At 66.2% G+C, this 16,889-nt stretch carries 16 protein-coding genes; 4 read left to right on the forward strand and 12 right to left on the reverse strand.

Annotation, left to right across the window (positions count from 1 at the left end; genetic code table 11):
* Window positions 1–5: 5 nt before the first annotated feature.
* The 8 genes from tssG to QC821_RS00845 form a co-directional block, all read right to left on the reverse strand.
* Entirely contained in the window at window positions 6–1,022 is a 1,017-nt protein-coding gene (tssG, locus tag QC821_RS00810) for a type VI secretion system baseplate subunit TssG (protein ID WP_309715648.1), read from the reverse strand.
* Window positions 986–2,749, reverse strand: coding sequence for a type VI secretion system baseplate subunit TssF (gene tssF, locus QC821_RS00815; RefSeq protein ID WP_309715651.1), 1,764 nt, complete (start codon window positions 2,747–2,749; stop codon window positions 986–988). The genes tssG and tssF overlap by 37 nt, the downstream gene beginning before the upstream one ends.
* 23 nt (window positions 2,750–2,772) lie before the next feature.
* Window positions 2,773–3,201, reverse strand: coding sequence for a type VI secretion system baseplate subunit TssE (gene tssE, locus QC821_RS00820; RefSeq protein ID WP_309715654.1), 429 nt, complete (start codon window positions 3,199–3,201; stop codon window positions 2,773–2,775).
* A gap of 16 nt (window positions 3,202–3,217) precedes the next feature.
* Complete coding sequence (tssC, locus tag QC821_RS00825; protein WP_309715657.1) at window positions 3,218–4,699, reverse strand: type VI secretion system contractile sheath large subunit; 1,482 nt, start codon at window positions 4,697–4,699, stop codon at window positions 3,218–3,220.
* Window positions 4,700–4,754: 55 nt separating this feature from the next.
* Window positions 4,755–5,270: a type VI secretion system contractile sheath small subunit gene (gene tssB, locus QC821_RS00830; protein WP_095620631.1), complete on the reverse strand. Its 516-nt coding sequence runs from the start codon at window positions 5,268–5,270 to the stop codon at window positions 4,755–4,757.
* A 456-nt stretch (window positions 5,271–5,726) separates the two neighbouring features.
* Window positions 5,727–7,625 carry a 1-deoxy-D-xylulose-5-phosphate synthase gene (dxs, locus tag QC821_RS00835; RefSeq protein ID WP_309715661.1) on the reverse strand — a complete coding sequence of 633 codons (1,899 nt, stop codon included), beginning with the start codon at window positions 7,623–7,625 and terminating at the stop codon, window positions 5,727–5,729.
* A 12-nt stretch (window positions 7,626–7,637) separates the two neighbouring features.
* Window positions 7,638–8,519 (reverse strand): polyprenyl synthetase family protein, encoded by an 882-nt coding sequence (locus QC821_RS00840; protein ID WP_309715664.1) that lies wholly within the window; start codon window positions 8,517–8,519, stop codon window positions 7,638–7,640.
* The gene (locus QC821_RS00845) at window positions 8,516–8,779 is read right to left on the reverse strand and encodes an exodeoxyribonuclease VII small subunit (RefSeq protein ID WP_309715667.1); all 264 of its coding nucleotides are present in this window, start codon (window positions 8,777–8,779) and stop codon (window positions 8,516–8,518) included. Before QC821_RS00845 ends, QC821_RS00840 begins: the two co-directional genes overlap by 4 nt.
* Window positions 8,780–9,023: 244 nt before the next feature.
* On the opposite strand from QC821_RS00845, the gene serA reads away from it, so the two are divergent.
* The 4 genes from serA (at window position 9,024) to QC821_RS00865 (ending at window position 12,832) form a co-directional block, all read left to right on the forward strand.
* Window positions 9,024–10,274: a phosphoglycerate dehydrogenase gene (gene serA / locus QC821_RS00850; RefSeq protein WP_076745982.1), complete on the forward strand. Its 1,251-nt coding sequence runs from the start codon at window positions 9,024–9,026 to the stop codon at window positions 10,272–10,274.
* Between the two features lie 173 nt (window positions 10,275–10,447).
* Window positions 10,448–11,413: an oxygen-dependent tRNA uridine(34) hydroxylase TrhO gene (gene trhO, locus QC821_RS00855; protein WP_309715673.1), complete on the forward strand. Its 966-nt coding sequence runs from the start codon at window positions 10,448–10,450 to the stop codon at window positions 11,411–11,413.
* Between the two features lie 202 nt (window positions 11,414–11,615).
* Window positions 11,616–12,503 carry a DMT family transporter gene (locus tag QC821_RS00860; protein ID WP_309715676.1) on the forward strand — a complete coding sequence of 296 codons (888 nt, stop codon included), beginning with the start codon at window positions 11,616–11,618 and terminating at the stop codon, window positions 12,501–12,503.
* 95 nt (window positions 12,504–12,598) lie between these two features.
* Window positions 12,599–12,832, forward strand: a complete 234-nt coding sequence (locus tag QC821_RS00865; protein ID WP_309715679.1) for a hypothetical protein — start codon at window positions 12,599–12,601, stop codon at window positions 12,830–12,832.
* Between the two features lie 7 nt (window positions 12,833–12,839).
* On the opposite strand, the gene QC821_RS00870 is transcribed toward QC821_RS00865, so the two are convergent.
* From QC821_RS00870 to QC821_RS00885, 4 genes are read right to left on the reverse strand one after another with little or no spacing between them, the layout of a single operon-like run.
* Window positions 12,840–13,991, reverse strand: a complete 1,152-nt coding sequence (locus tag QC821_RS00870; protein WP_309715682.1) for a mandelate racemase/muconate lactonizing enzyme family protein — start codon at window positions 13,989–13,991, stop codon at window positions 12,840–12,842.
* Window positions 13,992–14,022: 31 nt separating this feature from the next.
* A complete protein-coding gene (locus QC821_RS00875) occupies window positions 14,023–15,207 on the reverse strand; it encodes an alpha-hydroxy acid oxidase (RefSeq protein ID WP_309715685.1) in 1,185 nt (394 codons plus the stop codon).
* A gap of 16 nt (window positions 15,208–15,223) precedes the next feature.
* Complete coding sequence (locus tag QC821_RS00880; protein ID WP_309715688.1) at window positions 15,224–16,132, reverse strand: dihydrodipicolinate synthase family protein; 909 nt, start codon at window positions 16,130–16,132, stop codon at window positions 15,224–15,226.
* Window positions 16,133–16,175: 43 nt separating this feature from the next.
* Window positions 16,176–16,865, reverse strand: a complete 690-nt coding sequence (locus tag QC821_RS00885) for a GntR family transcriptional regulator (protein ID WP_309715691.1) — start codon at window positions 16,863–16,865, stop codon at window positions 16,176–16,178.
* Window positions 16,866–16,889 lie beyond the last annotated feature (24 nt).

A 16,889-nucleotide genomic window follows, 5' to 3' on the forward strand; every position in this document is an offset into this window, starting at 1 on the left:
GGGCATTAACCTGTCATCTGGATGCGCACTCGTCGGCGCCGCGCGGCGCCGCCGGATTCGGGATTGACGAAGGTGGTCCAGCCGAGCTGGCAGCTGCCGGCCTCGCCGAGTCGCATGGGGCGCACCGCGCTCTCCAGCAGCTCCAGCTCGAGGTCGTAGGCGAGCGGCTCACGCAGCACGAAGTCGACCAGCGTCTTGAGCGGCGCGTGCTCACGGCCGTCGGGCAGAAAGTCGCGAAAGCGCTCGAGGCTCAGTCCACGCAGGCACAGCGCGAACTTGCCGCCGACATCCGCGACCCGCTCGCCGGCGACCATGTCCTGGCCCAGGGTCATGCCGCTCATGCCGCTGCGGCTGCGCTGGTCGGCGGGGATCTCGACCCAGCGCATCACCCACTCCTCGACCTCCACGCCGTCGAGATCGAAGCAGTGGCCGACCACGCTGCTGACCACCTCCGGGGAGCGCGAGCGCCCGGCCAGCAGGCCGGCATAGGCCAGCATCTTGCTCCAGTTGATCGGCGTCTCGCCGCGCAGCTCGCCGTCGGCCAGGCCGACCAGCGCGAACACCGCCGCCGAGAAGCCATCGCTGGCACCATCCTGGTAGCGCACGTAGTGGCGATACTTGCGCCAGCTGCGGTGCACCAGGGTCAGCAGGCGGTGGTTGAAGAAATCGAGAAAGTCCCCGGCCACCCCTTCGCGGTGGGCGGCCTCGTGGGCCAGCGTCTCGAGGTAGTAGCCGGGCAGCGGCGACTGGGCGCCCTGCAGGCCGAAGAAGCTCACCTCCAGGTCGTAGTGGCCCGCCGCGGTCGGCGCCAGGGCCACCACGTCGCTACCGGGAAAGCCCAGCGACGCCGAGGCCCGGTAGCGCACCCGTTCGGCCACGCTACCGCCCCCACCAGCCTCGAGGTCATCCTCATGGTGGCGGTGCAGCAGCTCGACGAGCTGGTAGAAGTCGTAGCGGCGGGCCCCTCGCAGCAGGGGCGCCAGCGCTACATCAGTGGCTGTTGTCCCGACTGCAAGGTCCATGTGTAGCGCTCGCGGTTGTGGCGATTGATGACGTGCAGCTCATGGAACGAGTTGATGCTGGCGTAGAGCGAGAAGAATCGTGCCAGCACGCTGCCGAACAGATACAGGCTGCCCTCGTCGCCGAACGCCTCCTGGTCGAGGGTCATCACCGAGCGCAGCCCGCGTACCGGCAAGCCCCGCGCCAGGCGGTCGATGGACGTCGTCTCGATCGCCACGATCCCGGCCAGGCGCTTCTGGGCGACCCGCTCGGCCTGGCGGTCGACCAGTGCCCGGAAGTCGTAGGCGCGCAGCACCGAACACAGCGCGTCGCGCTCGAGCAGCGACAAGTAGTTGAGCGACAGGTTGGAGATCAGGGTCCACAGCAGGCTGCCGTCGAGGGTCGGGCGCAGCGCCGGCGTCGGCCGGGTGATATTGCGAAAGCCGGCATAGGCCGGGCTGTCCTCGGTGGGCACGCAGATATCGCCCACCGTGAGGCGCTCGGGCAGCTCGCGGTTGCTGCAGGTCAGGCGCAGCGAGACGGTCTCGCGCAGGCCCAGGCAGGCGCGTTCGTCGCCGCGCACGAAGGCGATATCGTGGTCGAAGCCGTCGCCGCGCAGGCTGTCGCGCACGCGCACCCGGTAGTAGAGCGCCTCGCGCTGGCGGTCGCGCTCGATCTGGTGCTGAAAGCTCTCGAACGGCACATAGCTGCGCGGCTCGCCGCGCACCTTGCCCGCGTCGCTCTCCAGCCAGCCGTGTACCGCATCGACGCTGAACACTTCGAAGTGCGACGGGTAGCGGCTACTGGGATGGATACGATATTCACTGCGCTCGCCGCTGAGATCGACCGGATCGGCGTCGTGGGAAAACAGGTTGATGGCCGGCGTGCAGTAGAGTGCCAGATGCTCGTCGCGGACCCTGGCATCCGCCGGCAGCGTGCGCGAAAACACCAGCCGCAGCGTGACCCGCCCGGCATGCCGCGCCGGCAGGTGATCGCCCAGGCCGACCAGATCGAAGAACTGGAACGCCTCGGGGAAGCAGAGGTACTCCTGCAGGATGCGGTAGCCCTGGTAGACGTTGCGCGGATAGGGCAGCAGCGCATCCTCGCGGGAGAAGCCCACCGGCTGGAGCAGCTTGCTGGGCAAGGGCACCAGCTGGCCGTCCACCTCCAGTTCGAGGCGCGCCAGGTAGTGGCTCAGCCACAGGTAGAGCGTACGCGCCGTATAGCCATCGCCGCCCAGGTGCAGGCGCAGGTCGTCGACCCCCAGGGCATCCAGCGGCTGGTCGCTGTGCACGTCCAGCGCCAACTCGACGATCGAGGACTCCCGCGAATGACGCGCCTCGACCCCGGCATGGGCCAGGGGATAGAGCGCCACCTCGTGGCAGGTGCGAAAGCGGCACGCCGTGCCCTCCACCGGGCGGCTGGCCAGGGCAGTGCCCCGCGGCACCCGCTGGCTGGCGCTCAGCGCATGCCAGGTTGGCGTGAACTGCACCACCGTCATGCTTGGCACCGGGCGCAGGTAGTTGGGCCACAGCATGCCAAGCAGCGAGTGCGTCAGCTCGGGAAACTCATCCTCGACCTTCTCGCGCATGCGCCCGGTGAGGAAGGCGAAGCCCTCCAGCAACCGCTCGACGTCGGGGTCGGTGCTACGCTCGGACAGGAAGCGACTCAGGCCGGGATTGCCCTCGGCAAACTCCCGACCCTGGCGCTTCAAGAAGTTGAGCTCGTCCCGATAATAACGATTGAGCATGCAAGCCTCGGTGGCAACGGCGATCAATCAAGGCACTGATAGCGCTTGTTATTGAGCAGCAGATCGATGGTGGTCTGGGCGTTCTCGCGGCCCAGCGCCAGGGTGGCATGTACCTGGAAGTGCAGCTGCAGGGGGTCGCCCCGATTGGGCACCGACTCGACCTCGACGCGACGCACCCGGGGCTCGAAGCGCTCGATGCACTGGCGTATCGCACGCTGGATGTTGAGCTCCAGATCGAGCACGCCGATGGTCGCGTCATTGAAGTCGAGCAGGCCCAGCGCCGGGGCACATTCACTGTGCCCCGGGTGGCTGTTGAGCAGATCCACCAGGTGGCGCTTGATCGACTCAACGGCCTCGGCCAGGCCAGTTTCCCCTGCTGCAGCGGCCCGTTCGGGCGCCGCGAGGCGCTCGAACAGCCGGCTTCCGAGCACGCCGCCAATATCATCAGCCATGGCGGTGGCGCTCCCCTTATTCCTTGTCGAGACGCCCGACCAGCGACAGCTCGAAGTTGGCGCCCATGTACTTGAAGTGCGGGCGCACGGCGAGCGAGACCTGGTACCAGCCCGGCTCGCCCTCGACGTCGGAAACCTGGATCGAGGCGGCGCGCAGCGGCCGGCGGCTGCGCACGTCGGCCGGCGGGTTCTCCTGGTCGGCGACGTACTGGCGGATCCAGGCGTTGAGCTCGCGCTCGAGGTCCTGGCGCTCCTTCCAGGAGCCGATCTGCTCGCGCTGCAGCACCTTGATGTAGTGCGCCAGGCGATTGATGATGAACATGTAGGGAAGCTGGGTGCCGAGCTTGAAGTTGGTCTCGGCGGCCTTGCCCTCGGCAGTGTTGGGGAAGACCTTGGGCTTCTGCACCGAGTTGGCGGAGAAGAAGGCGGCGTTGTCGCTGCCCTTGCGCATGGTCAGCGAGATGAAGCCCTCTTCGGCCATCTCGAACTCGCGCCGGTCGGTGACCAGCACCTCGGTGGGAATCTTGGCCTGGATCTGCCCCAGCGCCTCATAGGTATGCACCGGCAGGTTCTCGACGGCGCCGCCGCTCTGCGGACCGATGATATTGGGGCACCAGCGGTACTTGGCGAAGCTGTCGGTGAGGCGCTCGGCGAGCAGGTAGGCGGTGTTGCCCCACAGATAGTGCTCGTGGTTCTCGCTGACGGTTTCGCGATAGTTGAAGCTCTTGACCGGGTTCTCGACCGGGTCGTAGGGCATGCGCAGCAGGAAGCGCGGCGCGGTCAGGCCCAGGTAGCGGGCGTCTTCCGACTCGCGCAGGCTGCGCCAGCGGGCGTACTTGGGCCCTTCGAAGATTGCCTTGAAGTCCTTGATATTGGGCAGCTCCTCGAAGCTGTCGACACCGAAGAAGCTGGGCGCCACCGAGGACAGGAAGGGCGCGTGAGCCATCGCCCCCACCGCCGAGGTGTACTGCAGCAGCTTGATATCGGGGGTCGAGGGCGAGAAGTCGTAGTGGCCGATGATGCCGCCCACCGGCTCGCCGCCGAACTGCCCGTAGCCCGAGGCGTAGACGTGCTGGTAGAGGCCGCTCTGGCTCAGCTCCGGGGCGAACTCGAAGTCTTCGAGCAGCTCCTCCTTGGTGGCATGCAGCAGGTCGAGCTTGATGTTCTCGCGGAAGTCGGTGCGATCCACCAGCAGCTTGAGGCCGCGCCAGGCCGACTCGATCTGCTGAAAGCCCTGGTCGTGGAGAATTTCGTCGACCTGGCCGCCGATCTTGCGGTCGAGCTCGACGATCATGCGATCGACCACGGACTTGTTGACCTGAGGGGCCTCGCTGTCGCTGTTGAGCAGCTCGGCGATAAAGGCTGCCACGCCCTGCTTGGCGACGTCGTAGCCCTCGTCGGCCGGCGCCATGCGCGTCTGCGCCATGACCTGGTCGAGTAGGGATTCCTCGGCCACGGCCTCGCTGGCCTGGCCCTGCTGCTGTGCCGTATCACTCATCACTATGCCTCGAATTCATGGGTGACCGCGGTGCCCTAGGGCGCCAGCGGAGAAATCAGCTGTCGCCCTTGGCGTCGCTATCGCCGTCGAGCAGCTCGAGCTCGGCGAGCAGCTGCTGGCGCGCGTCCTCGCTCTCCAGCAGCTTCTGCAGCCGGTCGCGGAACGCCGGCACGTTGCCCAGCGGCCCCTTGAGGGCGACCAGCGCCTCGCGCAGCTCGACCAGCTTGCGCAACTCGGGCACCTGGCGGGCCACGCTGTCCGGGGCAAAGTCGCTGAGCGACTTGAATTCGAGATCCACCGCCAGGTCGGCGGCGTCATCGCCATCGGTGAGACGATTGGGCACGCTGGCCTGCAGGCCGAGACCGGCCTCACGCATCACCGACTGGAAGTTGTTCTTGTCGACCGAGACCGCATCACGCTCTTCGATCGGCGTCTCTTCGGCACCGCCCTTGAAGTCGCCGACCACCAGTAGTTTCAGCGGCAGCTCGGTTTCGGCCTGCTGATCGCCGGTGGCAGGCACGTACTTGATATTGATGCGCTCTTTCGGCGCGACGGTCCCTTCCTTCGCCATGCTGCGATCCTCTGCGGTGAACCCTGAATGATCTTGTATCGAGGGCGCGAGGGTAGGCAGATATCGAGGGCGCGAGGGTAGGCAGACGCTATCGGGTAATCCAGAGGGGGTGCTGGCCTGCACGGGGAGTCCGACGAGAAGCGGGGCGACAGCACGATAAGCGACATTGCTTCTTTTATCGCCAATCTTTCCGGATCTTGAGCGCATTTTTAGCGATTATGGCCATCACAGCATCGCCACTGACTACATTAAATGTCAGATATGTCTTACATAAAATGACGGCAATTTCCTCGGCAAACCTCATCCATAACGTCGCCTTACGGGAAGCGCCGGGAAATCTTACTGCCGCTTTAGATAACTAAAACCGATAACCCAAGATCGAAGCGTGCTAAAAAAACGCCTCGACCGAGGGTCGAGGCGTTGCCATGCCACGCAAGGGGGTGTGGGGAAGATCGACTAGCCGACCGTTAGACGCCGCCGAATCGCCGCCTCGATGCCCGCCGCATCGAGCCCGCACTCGGCGAGCAGCTCGCCGGGCTTGCCATGTTCGACGAAGGCGTCGGGCAGGCCGAGATTGAGGACCTCGACCGCCACGCCCTCGGTGGCCAGCAGCTCATTGACCGCGCTGCCGGCGCCGCCGGCAACCACGTTCTCCTCCAGGGTCACCAGCAGGTCATGGTCGCGGGCCGCGGCCAGCACGGCGCTGCGGTCCAGCGGCTTGACCGAGCGCATGTTGAGATGGCTGGCATCGAGCCGCTCGGCGACCTCCGCGGCTGGCGTATTGAGGCTACCGAAGGCCAGTAGTGCGACGCTGCGCCCCTCGCGACGCGGCTCGGCGCGGCCAATCTCGATGGGCTCGAGATGCTCGGGAATCTCGACCCCGGGCCCGCTGCCGCGGGGATAGCGCACCGCCGCCGGACCGGGATGGCGATAGGCCGCGCTGAGCATGGCGCGGCACTCGGCCTCGTCGGCCGGCGCCAGGATCACCATGCCCGGCACGCAGCGTAGATAGGAGAGATCCATGCTGCCGTGGTGGGTGGGGCCGTCCTCGCCGACCAGGCCGGCGCGGTCGATGGCGAAGGTGACGTCGAGGTGCTGGACCGCCACGTCGTGAATCAGCTGGTCGTAGCCGCGCTGCAGGAAGGTCGAGTAGATCGCCACCACCGGCTTGGTGCCCTCGCAGGCCATCCCGGCGGCCATGGTCACGGCGTGCTGCTCGGCGATCGCGACATCGAAGTAGCGCTCGGGATACGCCTGCGAGAAGCGGATCAGGTCGGAGCCTTCGCGCATCGCCGGGGTGATGCCGATCAGCCGCTCGTCGACGGCGGCCATATCGCAGATCCAGTCGCCGAAGACGTTGCAGTACTTGGGCTTTTTCCTTGCGGGGGCTACCGGTGCGCTGAGCGGGGTATCGCCGTTCTTCTCCAGCTTGGTGATGGCATGGTAGCCGATGGGGTCGGCCTCGGCGGGCTGGAAGCCGCGCCCCTTGCGCGTCTTGACGTGCAGGAACTGCGGACCGTCGAGGTCGCGCATATTGTTCAGGGCGTGGGTCAGGGCGTCGAGGTCGTGGCCGTCGATGGGCCCGATATAGTTGAAGCCCATCTCCTCGAACAGCGTGGCGGGGCTGATCATGCCCTTCATGTGCTCTTCGGTGCGCCGCGCCAATTCCAGCGCACCGGGAAGATGCGACAGCACCCGCTTGCTGTTTTCGCGCATCGCGGTATAGGGCTTGCTGGCGAGGATCCGCGCCAGGTAGCTGGCAATGCCGCCAACGTTCTCGGAGATCGACATCTCGTTGTCGTTGAGCACCACCAGCAGGTTGGCATCGACATGGCCGGCGTGGGCCAGTGCCTCGAAGGCCATGCCGGCGGTCAGCGCGCCATCGCCGATCACCGCACATACCCGCCGCCGCTCGCCGCGAGCGCGAGCGGCCAGGGCCATGCCCAGCGCCGCCGAGATCGAGGTGCTGGAGTGCCCCACGCCGAAGGTGTCGTACTCCGACTCGGCGCGGCGCGGAAATGCCGCCAGGCCGCCGTACTGGCGAATGCCGAGCATCGCCTCGCGGCGCCCGGTAAGGATCTTGTGCGGGTAGGCCTGGTGACCGACGTCCCACACCAGCCGGTCATGCGGCGTGCTGAGGGCGTGGTGCAGCGCCACGGTCAGCTCGACAACGCCGAGCCCGGCGCCGAAGTGCCCCCCGCTGCAGCCCACGCTGTAGAGCAGATAGGCGCGCAGCTCGTCGGCCACCTGGGCCAGTTGGGCCGGGCTCATGGCGCGCAGCCCGGCCGGCGTGTCGAGCGTGTCGAGCAGCGGCGTGGCCGGGCGCTCGGCGGGAATTTCGTCGAACAGCTTCATGGGGTACCGTCGTCAGTGGTCGCGCTCGATCATGTAGCGAGCCAGCTCGGCAAGCACCGAGCCCCGCTCACCGAGCGGCGCCAGCGCCGCCAGGGCGTCATCGAGCAGCCCATCGGCCTTGGCGCGGGCGCCATCGAGGCCGAGCAGGCTCGGGTAAGTCGGCTTGTCGCGTGCGGCGTCGGCGCCGGAGGTCTTGCCCAGCACCTGGGTGTCGCCGATGACGTCGAGCACATCGTCGTGAATCTGAAAGGCCAGGCCGATGGCATCGCCATAGGCCGCCAGCGCTGCCAGCCGCGGGTCGTCCTCGGCGACAGCAATCACTCCCCCCAGGCGCAGCGCGGCGCTGATCAGCGCGCCGGTCTTGTGGCGGTGCATATGCGCCAGCGCGGCAACATCGGGCTGGCCACCCACCGCCGCCAGATCCAGCGCCTGGCCGGCGACCATGCCCTGGCGACCGGCGGCGCTGGCCAGGGTTGCCACCAGGGCGGCGAGCCGCGCGTGCCTGGTACCTGCCAGCACCTCGAAGGCCAAGGTCTGCAGGGCATCGCCGGCGAGGATCGCGGTAGCCTCGTCGAAGGCCTTGTGCAGCGTGGGCTGGCCGCGGCGCAGGTCATCATCGTCCATCGCCGGTAGATCGTCGTGCGCCAGCGAATAGGCGTGAATCAGTTCGATCGCCACCGCCGGTGCATCGAGCTCGGCATCCGCCGCCCCCAGGGCACGCCCGGCGGCATATACCAGCACCGGACGCAGCCGCTTGCCGCCGCCCAGTACAGCGTAGCGCATGGCCGCTTCGAGACGTGGCTCGACCGACGGCCGCGCTTGCCACAGGGCCTCGAGGCAGCCATCGACCCGCGCGCGGTCTTCGACGAGGCGCAGCGCCAGCGGTGCCGTCACTGCGCCCGACCCTCGGTGTCGAACGGCGCTTCGCCGAGCTCGCCGGTGGGCTGCTCGATCAACTGGCGCACCCTGAGTTCGGCAGCGTCGAGGCGCTGCTGGGCATCGCGGGTCAGGCCCACGCCCTGCTCGAAGGCGGCCAGCGAGTCTTCCAGCGACAGTGAGCCGGACTCGAGCCGGGCGACCAGCGCTTCGAGACGTTCGAGGGTGGCGGCGAAATCCTGCGGCGCCGGGGGCATATCAGCCGGGCTATCGACCATGGCGTATGTTGCTCTTAGCACGTGGGAAAATGATGCCACAGTATACACGCTCCACCCCCGGGGTCGTCTGCCCCAGGTTATGCCAGCCGCTACATGCAGCCCGCTCATAGTCACGGCGCAGGATTTTCATCGCCGCCGCCGGCCGAGGCGCGGGCCTGCTGTGCTAGGATAGCGCCCCTGTTGCAACAGGCTCACCACGATACCGATAGCAAGCGGCTGCGCCGCACAAAGGGTTGATTCGACGATGGCCAAAACCTCCCTGGACAAGAGCAAGATAAAGATTCTGCTGCTCGAGGGCGTCCACCAGAGTGCAGTGGACAACCTTCTCAACGCTGGTTACACCAACATCGAGCACCTGTCGACCTCACTGGACGAGGACACGCTGATCGACAAGATCCGCGACGTTCACTTCCTCGGCATTCGCTCACGCACCCAACTGACCCAGCGGGTGTTCGATGCCGCCGAGAAGCTCGCCGCGGTGGGCTGCTTCTGCATCGGTACCAACCAGGTCGACCTTGGCGCGGCGCTGACCCGCGGTATCCCGGTATTCAATGCGCCCTACTCCAACACCCGCTCGGTGGCCGAGCTGGTGCTGGCCGAGGCGATCATGCTGCTGCGCGGCATCCCCGAGAAGAGCGCCCGCGCCCACCAGGGCGGCTGGCTGAAGTCGGCCAAGAACTCCCACGAGGCGCGCGGCAAGACCCTGGGCATCGTTGGCTACGGCAGCATCGGCGCCCAGCTCTCGGTGCTCGCCGAGTCGCTGGGCTTCGACGTCATCTATTACGACGTGGTGACCAAGCTGGGCATGGGCAACGCCCGCCAGGTGGCCAGCCTCGAGGAGCTGCTGGCGCGCGCCGACGTGGTCAGCCTGCACGTCCCCGAGCTGCCCTCGACCAAGTGGATGATCGGCCGCGAGCAGATCGCCCTGATGAAGCAGGGCGGCATCCTGATCAACGCCTCGCGCGGCAGCGTAGTGGTGATCGAGGAGCTCGCCGAGGCGCTCAAGGCCGGCAAGCTGCTGGGGGCGGCCATCGATGTCTTCCCGGTCGAGCCCAAGGGCAACAACGAGGAGTTCGAGAGCCCGCTGCGCGGCCTGCCCAACGTGATCCTCACGCCCCATGTCGGCGGTTCGACCCTCGAGGCCCAGGAGAACATCGGCGTCGAGGTCTCCGAGAAGCTGATCACCTACTCCGACAACGGCACCACCGTGACCTCGGTCAACTTCCCCGAGGTGGCGCTGCCCGCGCACCCCGACAAGCACCGCCTGCTGCACATTCACGACAACGTGCCCGGGGTGCTGTCCGAGATCAACCGGGTGCTGTCGGAGAACGGCATCAACATCTCCGGCCAGTACCTGCAGACCAACGAGAAGGTCGGCTACGTGGTGATCGACGTCGACAAGGCCTACGGCGCACAGGCGCTCAAGGCGCTCAAGCAGGTCGAGCATACCCTGCGCGTGCGCGTGCTCTACTCGGAGACCAACTTCGAGGATTGAGCCAGCCGCTGCTCACGGTTCGACCTGGCCTCGTCACCACCGGTGACGAGGCCTTCTTGTATCGGCTTGACCTGGATCAGGTGGCAGGAGATGCAGCGCCCGTGGTGCTGTCGTAGAATGCCCGCCTCAACCCATGGTCCGCCCTTTGCGAGGGCGACAACCAGGAGCCAAGCATGCAAGAAAGCGTCGATTCGCCGCGGATCGTGGTCGCGGCGTTGTACAAGTTCGTCACCCTGGATGATTTCGAGGCACTCCGCGAGCCGCTGCGCCAGACCATGCTCGCGTACGGCGTCAAGGGCACCCTGCTACTGGCCCGCGAAGGCATCAACGGCACCGTGGCCGGCAGCCGCGAGGCCATCGATGCGCTGCTCGACTGGCTTACCGCCGACCCGCGCCTGACCGATATCGATCACAAGGAGTCGTACTGCGACGAGCCGCCCTTCTATCGCACCAAGGTCAAGCTGAAGCGCGAGATCGTCACCATCGGCGTGCCCGATATCGACCCCAACGATACGGTAGGCACCTACGTCGAGCCCGAGCAGTGGAACGACGTGATCAGCGACCCCGAGGTGCTGGTGATCGATACCCGCAACGACTACGAGGTCGCCATCGGCAGCTTCGAGGGCGCCATCGATCCTCGCACCACGACCTTCCGCGAGTTTCCCGACTACGTGCGTCGGCACTACGACCCGGCTCGCCACAAGAAGGTGGCGATGTTCTGCACCGGCGGCATCCGCTGCGAGAAGGCCTCGAGTTTCATGCTCAAGGAGGGCTTCGAAGAGGTCTACCACCTCAAGGGCGGGGTGCTGAACTACCTCGAGAAGGTGCCCGAGGCGCAGTCGCTGTGGCGCGGCGAGTGCTTCGTGTTCGACAACCGCGTCACCGTGCGCCACGACCTCAGCGAGGGCGACTTTGAACAGTGCCACGCCTGCCGCATGCCGGTGTCGGTCGAGGAGATGCGCTCCGCCGCCTATGAGCCCGGGGTGAGCTGCCCGCACTGCATCGATTCGCTGCCCGAGAAGACCCGCGCCGCCGCCCGTGAGCGCCAGCGCCAGATCGATCTGGCCAAGGCCCGCGGCGAGCCCCATCCGATCGGCCGCGACCCGCGCACCATGAAGGATGCCGTCTCCGAGCGCTGAGCACTCTGTCATGCATCCCAAGGCTGCCGTAGGGGCTAAGCAACGCCCGGGGCGACTCCGTCGGCAGCCCAACTGCGCATCCGCCTCATCAATCGGCGGCGGTTTTTGTTATGCTGACAGCAACTCTCGGGAAAATTCACTGCTGTGACGCGTATTGCTGCGCAGCATGTGCCGCCGGTTCAGCTTACCAAGGACGGATGCCATGCCCACCTCTGCGGCCTATCTCATCGTGGTACTGGTATGGGCCACCACGCCGCTGGCCATCAAGTGGAGCGCCGAGGCCGGCGCGCCGGTGGGCAGCGTATGGCTGCGCATGGCGATTGCGGTGGTGCTGGGGCTGGCGATCCTCTACGCCAGCGGGAGGCGCCTGAGCCTCTCCAGGCGCGCCCTGGCCAGCTACGCCGCGGCGGTACCCGGGGTGTTCGGCGCCATGGCGCTGAGCTATCACGCCTCCCAGACCCTCGCCTCGGGGCTGATGTCGGTGATGTTCGGCCTGGCCCCGCTGCTCTCGGGGCTGATGCTGCAGCTGCTGCCTGGCGCCAACAAGCTGGCTCGCTGGCACTGGATCGGCTGTGTGCTGGGGGTGGTCGGGCTGGCGGTGATCTTCGCCGACTCGCTACAGGTCGGCCGCCAGCAGCTCGGCGCCCTGGCGCTGATGGTGGTCTCGGTGACGCTGTTCAGCGGCAGCGGCATCGCCGTACAGCGCGTCGCCGCGGGCCTGCACCCGCTCAACCAGACCGTCGGTGCGCTGTTGCTGAGCATGCCGTGTTTCGCGGCGCTGTGGCTGGCCAGCGGCGAGCCGCTCATGGTGCCACTGAGCCAGCGCGGACTCTGGTCGGTGCTCTACCTCGGGGTATTCGGCTCGCTGCTGGGCTTTCTGTGCTACTACCTGATCCTGTCACGGCTGAGCGCCGCTACGGTCGCCCTGGTGACGCTGATCACCCCGGTGCTGGCGCTGGGCCTGGGCATGGCCTTCAACGCCGAACAGCCATCGCCGTCGATGGTGGTCGGCGCGCTGCTGATCCTGACTGCACTGGGTGCCTATCTGTTCGGCGACCGCCTGGCGCGGCTGGCCGCCCCGCCGCGCTAGCCTAGAGAGGATGACCCGGCAGGCATTAATGCCCATAATGCATGATCAAACGCCCGCTTGAGAGGCGTGCGCCGAATCCCCGTGAGAATCAGCCCGTGAGAATTTCCCGTAGCAGCGGTGGACGCCGCGACAAGCATAACGAGCCGGCCCATACCGAGAAGCAGATCGAGGGTACGCTGATCATGCTGATCTACTCCGGCCGCCACACCAAGGCCGCCACGCTATTCGCCGAGGCCCGGCGCATGCTGCCCGGCGTCGATCCCTGGCAAATGGATCGCGTCGCCAACCGTCTGGCCTCGAAGCTCAAGGAGAACGGTATCGAGCAGTGAGCGGCGCTCAGCCTCTCAGGCGATAGCCGTGGGCATCGTGGCTGCTCGAGGTGGCGAGCTGGGTTGCATCGAGACGCGCCGCCTCGAGCGCATCGAAGTTGGGCGTGAAGCCGAGCCCCGGCGCCCCCGACAGCTGCATGCGACCGTTCTCGGGGTCGGGGGTGCCGTGGAAGAAGTGCTTGCCGACCTGCCAGATGCCGTAGTGGAACTCTACCGCGCCGCCGTTCATCAGGCCGCACAGCAGGTGCATGTTGAAGATTGGCCAGCCGCCGCCGTTGGTCATCGGCATATTGAAGGCTTGAGCCATGTGCGCCACCTTGATCGACTCGGTGAAGCCACCGTTGTAGATCACGTTGGGCTGGATGATGTCCACTGCCCGCTCGGCGATGAACTCGCGGTAGCGCCAGCGGTTGCCTTCCATCTGGCCGACCGCCAGCGGCATGCTCACCTGGCTGCGCAAATCGGCCAGCGCGCGCACATCGTTCTGCTGCAGCGGCTCCTCGAACCACAGCAGCCGGCAGTCGGCCACCGCCTGGGCCAGCTGGCGCGCCTCGAAGGGGTCGAACCAGCAGTTGGCGTCGATGATCAGGTCGGCATCGTCGCCGATCGCCTCGCGTACGCAGCGCACCCGCTCCACATCCTCCTTCCAGCTGCGTGACGGATCGCCACCCACCACCATCTTGAGCATCCGGTGGCCATCGGCGAGGAAGCGCTTGGCGTGCTCGGCAAGCTGGTCGGTATCGAAGAACGGATAGCCGAAGGTAGCGTAGGTCGGCGCCCAGTCGCGGTAGCCGCCGATCAGCTCGTGCACCGAGCGCTGCTCCTGCTTGCCCCAGATATCCCACAGCGCGATGTCGATGGCCGACAGCGCGTTGGAGATCACCCCGGTATAGCCGCGGATATTGAGCTTGCGCCAGACGTGGGCGTGGATGCGCTCACGCGACAGCGCCGGCATGCCGAGCAGTGCCGGCTTGAGGTGATGCTCGATGCAGGCCACCACCGCCGCCGGCAGCATGGCGCCGGTCAGGCCGAACCCGCCAATGCCGGCGTCGGTCTCGACCTCGACGAATACGAACACGCGGCGCTCCAACGACGCCTCGACGCCCGGTACATCGACGTTGAGGGCATGAATCGAGGCGCGAATATCGGTAATACGCATGACAAGGCTTCCTGGTGGCTTTTGGTTGTGGTCAGGCGCCGCTGGCCAGGCGGCTGGTCTCGTAGAGATGCTCGCGGCCCAGGGCAGCGATCTCGGTGACGCCGAGCAGCGCCATGTCGCGGCGCACCTCATCGGCCAGCAGGGTCGCGGCATGGCGCACCCCGGCCTCGCCGGCACAGGCCGCGGCATAGTTGAAGGGCCGCCCGAGGAACACGAAGCTGGCCCCCAGCGCCAGCGCCTTGATCACGTCGCTGCCGCGACGGAAGCCGCTGTCGATCATGATCGGGATATCCGGCACATCGGCCACCACCCGCGGCAGCACCTGCAGCGGCGAGACGCTGCCGTCCAGCTGGCGCCCGCCGTGGTTGGAGAGGATGATGCCGTCGACTCCGGCATCACGCGCGCGTACCGCATCCTCGGGATGCAGCACGCCCTTGACCACCAGGCGCCCCGGCCACAGCCGGCGCACCAGGTCGAGGTACTCCCAGTCGAAGTGGCTGCGGCCGGAGAAGTCTCGGGCCACGTGCCGCGAGATGATCGGCGCGCCGCGCTGGGCGTAGTTGTTCTCGAAGTGCGGCATGCCGTGGCGCAGCAGCGTGCGGGAAAAGGTGTCGAGCAGCCAGCGCGGCCGCAGCAGGCCGTCCACCGCCAGCCGCGCGGTGGGCTTGAGCGGCGACGAGAAGCCGCTACGGATATTGTGCTCGGGATTGGGCGGCACCGGATAATCCAGGGTCACCACCAGGTTCTGGAAACCGGCGCGCTTGACGCGCCTGATCAGCGCCTCGATGGCATCCGGCGTGCCCGGCAGGTAGGCCTGAAACCAGTCGGTGCCGCCGCTGGCGGCGACCTCTTCCATGGGGATCAGCGAGGCGCCGCTGAGAATCATCGGAATGCCGGCATGCTTGGCCGCCTGCGCCAGCACCAGGTCGCCACGGTAGGCGGAGATGGCGCTGATGCCCATCGGCGCGATGCCGAAGGGTGCCTGGTGGGTTTCACCAAACAGCGTGGTCTCGAGCGAGATCGACGAGACATTGACGAAGGTGCGCGGCACGAAGCGGTAGTCGTCGAAGGCACTGCGGTTGGCCTGATAGGTCTTGCGGTCCTCGGCGGCGTTGTACACGTAGCCGAAGATTGGCCGCGGCAGTTTCTTCCTGGCCGCCACCTCGAAATCGTGGAGATTGAGGATACCGGCCAGCTTGCGATTGCGTTGCGTCATCGAAGGGTTCCTGCACTCACATGGAGAAGCCGTGCTCATCGAGCGCGGTGGCGAGCTGACGACGCTGCGCTTCGTCCAGCGCCACCAGCGGCGGACGCACCCGGCACCAGTCGGCGCTATCGCGGAAGTCGGCGATCGCCGACTTGAGCGCAGGGATCATCGGAAAGCCTTCGAACACCTCACGGGTGGCATTCAGCCCCAGCTGTGCCTGGTCGGCGTCGCTCTCCTGCCACTGCTTGGCCAGTGCCACAATGGCCCGGCCGTTGACGTTGGCGGTGGCGCTGATGCAGCCTGCGCCGCCCTCGCGCATGGTCTGCAGCAGGAACCGCTCGTTGCCGGCATAGACCTGGAAGCCATCGCCGGCGAACTGCTGGATCATGGCCCGGGTGTTATCCCAATCACCGGAACTGTCCTTGATACCGACGAAGGTCTCGGGATAGGCCTTGCGCAGCCGCTCGATCAGGCCGAGGCTGATCGGCACCTGGGCCACCGGCGGGATGTGGTAGAGATAGATCTTGAGCGCCGCATCGCCAACCCGCTCGACCACTTCTGCGAAGTAGCGATAGAGGCCCTCATCGGGCACGTTCTTGTAGTAGAACGGCGGCAGCATCAGCACCCCGTGGCAGCCCGCCTCGAGGGCATGCCGGCTCAGCGTCACGGCATCCTCGATGGCGCAGCTGCCGGTACCGGGCATAAGCCGGCTGCCCGGCACGCCGGCCTCCACCAGCGCGTCGAGCAGCTGCTGCTTGTGGGCCACGCTGAGCGAATTGGCCTCGGAGTTGGTGCCGAACACGGCCAGGCCCACGTCGTTGTCGACCAGCCACCGGCAGTGCTCGATATAGCGCGGCAGGTCGGGGGAGAGGTCGGATTGGAAGGGGGTCACCACCGGTGACCACACCTTGCCGCTGGCGCTGCTGGAATCCATCATGTTCTCCTGGTGCATTGTGATTGTCTGGGGCCCATCGGGATCACTCCTCTGCCTCGGCCTGGCGCTCCAACCACCGCGCCAGGCCCTTGCTGGTATGTTCGAGGCCCGCCTGGTAGGCGCGTGCCTTGTCGTTGGCGACAATGGCGTCGACGATCTCGGTATGCTCTTCGTGGGATTTGCTCATCACCACCGCACCCTGCAGCAGATACTTACGCGCTAATAGAGAGTCCTTGACCAGGTCCCGATATATCGCACTGGCGCGCTGGTGGTTGGCGGTTTTCAAGATATATTCATGAAATGCCAAGTTGAGATGAAAATAGGCATCGGCATCATCGCGCGCCGCTGCTTGACCCATTTCTGCCAGTTTCTTTTCCAGCTCTTTTTTTTCTTTATTACCCGCATTCTCTGCCGCTTTACCGCATAAAAAAGCGGTAATCAGCGCCCGGACTTCGCTATTTTCCACATACTCTTCGCGAGTCACTTTTTTTACGAATACGCCACGGTTGGGCAGACTATTCACCAATCCGGCCCGCTCCAGGCCGCGCCGCGCTTCGCGAACGATGCCACGACTGACGTTGAACTTCTCGGCCAGGCGCATTTCGTTGAGCCGCTCCCCGGGCTTCAAATAGCCGGATAAAATCAGTTTTTCGAGCTCTTCGGCGACTATCGTCGTCAAAGATGATGCCTTTCGCTCGGTAATGATATTGGCCGATTCCAATACTGGATCCATGGCGCGCCTCACTTATAAAGGAGA

It is taken from the genome of Franzmannia qiaohouensis (assembly GCF_031451695.1).
Classification (GTDB): domain Bacteria; phylum Pseudomonadota; class Gammaproteobacteria; order Pseudomonadales; family Halomonadaceae; genus Franzmannia; species Franzmannia qiaohouensis.